This window comes from Streptomyces sp. NPDC006265, from assembly GCF_040613555.1.
Taxonomy (GTDB): Bacteria; Actinomycetota; Actinomycetes; order Streptomycetales; family Streptomycetaceae; genus Streptomyces.
In genome coordinates, this window is the sequence record NZ_JBEXSH010000705.1 from 1 (window position 1) to 4,889 (window position 4,889).

Here is a 4,889-nt window from a genome sequence, read left to right on the forward strand (position 1 = left end):
CCGGCGAGTACTTACTGGGTGGCGCCACTTCTTCCTCGTTTCCTTGTCCAGGACAACCCTATTGGGTGCCTGTCCGGAAACTTCGTGGCCCCTCATTCCGTCCCGCCCCACAGCTCCCGGGCCAGCAGCGTGTCCAGGCCGTCGGGGAGTTCCTCGACGGCGTCCCGCAGCCCGACCTCCTCCAAGGCCCGCCACACCAGGTCGTCGCCCGCCTCGCGGGGCTGGCCGAGGGTGACGTTGTCGCGGACGGACAGAGGCCACTGCGCGAAGTTCTGCGGCACCAGCCCGGACAGGTCCCACAGGCTGTCGGGGTCGAGGTCGGCGACGTCGCGGCCGTTCCAGGAGACCATGCCCTTGTCGGCCAGGAAGATGGCGGCGAGCAGCCGGGTAAGGGTGGACTTCCCCGAGCCGTTCTCGCCGACCACGGCGAGGATTTCGCCGCTGCGCACCGCCTGTAGGTTCCGCGCCCGAATGAACAATGCGGGTACTTCCTGAACACTGCTTGAACAGTGCCTGGGAACGCGCCGTGGTGCATGCGTGGCACCCCGAACTTCTACCGGTGAGAGTGAAGTTCAGTGATTGATAAGGGTGTTCGGGAGTCGACTGCGTGCTCGTGTGGCCCAGTTGCTCGTGATCAGCACGGGCTTGGGCGCGAAAGTGCGCGATGGTCGCAATACGTGAGCGTGGTGCCGCAGGAGCGGCGGTGAGGATCCGGTACGGCGCCGATGAGGTGCGGGAAGTCTCGTTCGAGTGGCTTGGGCAGCGGCTTTTCGACGGTTCTGTTCCGTGGTGGGCGATGTGACTGCTCGGCCATGTCCAGCAACAAGTCGGCCACCCAGCCGGTCACCGTTCCCCGGCGGCGCCCGGACACCCTGACACGCGTGTGCCCCCGTGCGGCGGTCGGCCGCTGCACGGGGGCACAGCGCTATCACCTCACCGCGGGCCGATGCCCGCCAGGCCGACGTTGCTGTTCCACTCCTCCACCCACGCGGAGCCGAAGCCGTCCGTCTCGTTGAGGGAGGTGGTGTCCGCGTCGAACTGGCCCGTCTCCGGGTCGAAAGCGAAGTCCGCCGGGTCCTCGCCGGAGACGTTGTAGGAGTCCCAGTCCGGGTTGAAGGTCGCGATCGACGGGTCGCTGGTGTGGTAGAACCCGCCGGTGTTGATGCGCACCGAGCGAGTCAGCTCGCTGTTCGAGGGCACGTAGAGCGAGTTGGGGTCCTTCCAGACGTAGGAGGAGGTGCACTCGTCGGTGCCCACCGCGGTGCAGGGTTTGCCGGTTGCGTCCACCGGCACGTACCAGTCCTTCAGGCTCGGGTACAGGTCCTCGTAGTGCTCGTACCAGCGCCGCACGTTCTGCTCGGTGTTGGTGAAGCCGCTGCCGTCGCCGACTCGCAGCATGTCGTTGAAACGCTCGGTGATCACCTTGGCGTTGGGTACCGGCAATTGCTCGTTGAAATGGTGGTACACCCAGTCGTGGCCCATCTTCTCGACGTCGAGGAAGACGTTGTCCGAGGCGACGTTGGCGCGGCCGGAGTTGAAGTACACGGCGTCCTTGCCGGTGTCGAAGACGTTGTGGTGTATGATCATCCCCGACATGCCGTCGTCCATGTAGACGGCATGGGTGTCGTTCGCCCGGCCGATGTCGTGGAAGTAGTTGTAGGCGATCTCGTTGTTCAGGTACGTGAAGTCGCGCCCGGAGTAGATCGCGCCCATGTCGCCGGAGTTGGTCACGAGGTTCTCGAAGCGGTTGTGGACCACCCGCATGTCGTTTCCCATGATCTGGATCGCCATGTGCGGCGCGTCGTGCACGTGGTTGTGCCGGAAGGTGTTGCCGACGCCGTAGAGGTAGCCGGCCGGCGTGTAGGTGGTGGCCTGCTTGGAGAAGTTGTATATCTCGTTGTGCGCCACCAGGTTGTTGCCGCGCTCCAGGGTTTTGCGGTCGCCACCGGCCAGGAATACCCCGCCGCTGCCGAGGTCGTGCAGCTTGCTGTTGATGACGCGGTTGTGGTGCCCGCCCCGGCTGGTTTTGTACTCGGTGACCGCCGTGATGGTGTCGGTGGCCTCGCCGATGGTTATGGCGTCCAGGCTCACGTTGCGGATCTCCACGCCGTCGACCGTGCAGGACTCGCAGTCCAGCATCCGTATGCCGTTGCTGGTGGAGCCGTTCATCCGCACCCCCTTGATGGTCACGCCGGTGACGTTCTCCAGCGTGAAGAAGGGCTGGTCGAGCGAGCTCAGGCTGATGTCCCTGCCTTCCACCGTCCCGCCGGGCGGGTAGTAGTAGAGGACGTCGTTCCCCTCGAAGCGGTCGATGTAGTACTCGCCCTCGGCGTCCAGCTCGCCGAGTATGTTCTGCGCGACAAGGGAGAGCGCATTGGTGGAGGCGCCGTACATCGACGGGTAGGCGGTGCGTATGTGCCAGCCGTCGGCCTCGCCCTTGTCGTTCAGGCCCTCCGGACTGGTGGAGGTGATGCGCACCCGGTCGTCGGCCCAGTTGTTGCCGACGTAGCCGGCCAGCCAGCCGTCCGTCTCGTAGGCGGTGTTGTCCACCTGGCCGCCGCCCGAGGGGGCGTAGGGAGGGGCCCAGGACGCGAACCGCTTGAGCAGCTCTGAGCTCTTGACGCTGAAGGCCGGGCCGCGGAGCCGGAGCATCTCCTCGTACGGCAGGGTGGTGCCGTCCTTCGACTTGTCGGAGAAGTGGTTGCGCGCGCTCTCGCCTCCATCGCGCACGCTCATCGCCCCGCGGTCGAGGTGGCCGCTGTTGGGGTACTGCGCCAGCGTCTGGACCACGTTGTCGGTCAGCAGTTGCGGCGGGTAGGGCTGCGGCTTCCAGTTGAAGCCGTTCTTGTTCATCTGACCGGTGGGGACGGACTCCGCCCCCAGGTCGTACACATACACCTGGCCGGCCACCTCCTTCGGCACGCGTGAGCGGGAGGAGAACCGGGAGTCGTCCCCCGGGACCTCGGCCAGCGGCACGAAGCGGTCGGCCGGCAGCGTCGTCACGCCGGTGAACTCCACGTCCTCACCCCGGTAGGCGGCGTACGTGACGTGGCTGTTCTTCTCGCCGGACAGAGCCACCGACTTCGAAACCTTGTAGGTGCCCCCGCGAATCCAGACGCGCCCCCTGCGGCTCTCGCTGGTGCGGCCCGCCAGGGCGTCCCTGGCCTGCTCAACGGTGGCGAACGGGTCGTCCCGTGTGCCGGAGGCGTCCGCGCTGCCGTCGGCCGCCACGTACACCACGATCTCGGCCTGCTTCTGGCCGCCCGCCGCGGCTACCGGCATCCCCGCCGTGACCGCGGCCACCGCCGCGACGGCAAGGACGCCGGTCAGTCTCTTACGCATGTCTCCCCGCCCCTCCTGAAACGACATACATCACACGTATGACCTATAGCTTCCGGGACCGTAGCGCTTCACTCCCCGTGGGGCAAGGAATCGGACAGGGTTCATAAGACGTCATTCGTATGATAATTTCCGGGGCCACTGGTCGCGGCAGGCAAGGAGTGCATCGCGAATGAAGGCCACTGAGTACCGCAGTCTCGGGGACGCCAGCGGCGTCGTCGCCGTCGGTGTGACGGCGGTTCCGGTCCTCCTGGTGGAGACCGACGGCGGATTCACCGGCGTGAGCCTCGGCCCGCAGGCGCTCGCCGAGCCCGGCGGCGCGGGTGTCACGTCGCGGGGACGGCCATGACCCGCCCCCGCGCGACCTTCGCGATGAGCTCGGGCTCGCTCGTGCCGCAATTCTTCCGCCCGGACCTGCTCGACGAACTGCGCCGGCACGCCGACGTCGACACCCGGCTCGTCCTCACGGAGCTGGACTCCGACGCGGCGCGCCGCACGCTCGCCGCCACCGAGATCCTCCTCGCCGGCTGGGGCGCGCCCGTCCTCACCCGCGCCGACGACGCCCCCCGGCTGCGCGCCGTCGTCTACGCCGGAGGCGTCGCCGCCACCTGCCTTGAGGACCCGCGCGGGCTCGCCGCCCGCGGCGTGCGGGCGGCCAACGCGCGCGCCGCCAACGCCGTGCCGGTGGCCGAGTTCGCCCTCGCCATGATCCTGCTGTCCAACAAGGCGGTCTACCGCGCCGAGCGCATGTACCGCGAGCGGCGCGCCCTCTTCGACCGGGCCACCGAGCTGACCGACACCGGCAACCACCGGTGCACCGTCGGCATCGTCGGCGCCTCCACCATCGGGCGCGCCCTCATCCGGCTGCTGCGCCCCTTCGACCTCGACGTCGTGGTCTACAGCCCCGAGCTGACGCCCGCGCTGGCGGCCGAGCTGGGCGTGCGCGCCGCCGGGCTCGACGAGGTGATGGCCGCCGGCGATGTCGTCTCGCTCCACCAGCCGCTGACGCCCGAGACCACCGGCCAGATCGACGCCCGCCGCCTGGCGCTGATGCGGGACGGCGCGACCCTGCTGAACACCGCGCGCGGCGCCGTCGTCGACCACGAGGCGCTGCTGGCCGAACTGCGCTCCGGCCGCATCCGTGCGGTGCTGGACGTCACCGAGCCCCAGCCGCTGCCGCCCGGCAGCCCCTTCTTCGCCCTGCCCAACGTGGTCCTGACCCCCCATGTCGCCGGTTCCATGGGCGGCGAGCTGCACCGCATCGGGGAGAGCGTGGTCGCCGAGGTGGCCCGCTTCGGGGCCGGAGAGCCGTTCGCCCACCCGGAGAGGCTGGACGAGGCATGAGCCATCCCGCCGAGCGCCCCGCCACCGGGCACATCCCGACGCGCCCGCTGCGGCGCGGCCCCGCGCTGACCGAGCTCGGCTTCGGCGCCATCCTGTTGGTCAACGTCTACCCGGGACATCAACGCGAGCAGCACCGCGCAGGCGTACCCGGCCAGCAGGCCGGTCACCCGGCCGGCGTTGGTCAGCCACCCGGAGAATCCGACCAC

At 68.7% G+C, this 4,889-nt stretch carries 4 protein-coding genes and 1 pseudogene; 3 read left to right on the top strand and 2 right to left on the bottom strand.

Going from position 1 to position 4,889, the window contains the following annotated elements:
• Positions 1 to 95 precede the first annotated feature (95 nt).
• Together ABZ281_RS37930 and ABZ281_RS37935 are read right to left on the bottom strand one after the other, a co-directional pair.
• Positions 96 to 449, bottom strand: a pseudogene (locus ABZ281_RS37930) (ABC transporter ATP-binding protein); the annotation flags it as partial.
• A 484-nt stretch (positions 450 to 933) separates the two neighbouring features.
• The gene (locus ABZ281_RS37935) at positions 934 to 3,342 is read right to left on the bottom strand and encodes a right-handed parallel beta-helix repeat-containing protein (RefSeq protein WP_356662576.1); all 2,409 of its coding nucleotides are present in this window, start codon (positions 3,340 to 3,342) and stop codon (positions 934 to 936) included.
• Between the two features lie 169 nt (positions 3,343 to 3,511).
• On the opposite strand from ABZ281_RS37935, the gene ABZ281_RS37940 reads away from it, so the two are divergent.
• From ABZ281_RS37940 to ABZ281_RS37950, 3 genes are all read left to right on the top strand, one after another.
• A complete protein-coding gene (locus tag ABZ281_RS37940; RefSeq protein WP_356662577.1) occupies positions 3,512 to 3,688 on the top strand; it encodes a hypothetical protein in 177 nt (58 codons plus the stop codon).
• Entirely contained in the window at positions 3,685 to 4,683 is a 999-nt protein-coding gene (locus tag ABZ281_RS37945; RefSeq protein ID WP_356662578.1) for a hydroxyacid dehydrogenase, read from the top strand. Before ABZ281_RS37940 ends, ABZ281_RS37945 begins: the two co-directional genes overlap by 4 nt.
• Positions 4,680 to 4,889: hypothetical protein (locus ABZ281_RS37950; protein WP_356662579.1), on the top strand; the 210-nt coding region annotated here is incomplete at its 3' end. The genes ABZ281_RS37945 and ABZ281_RS37950, both read left to right, overlap by 4 nt.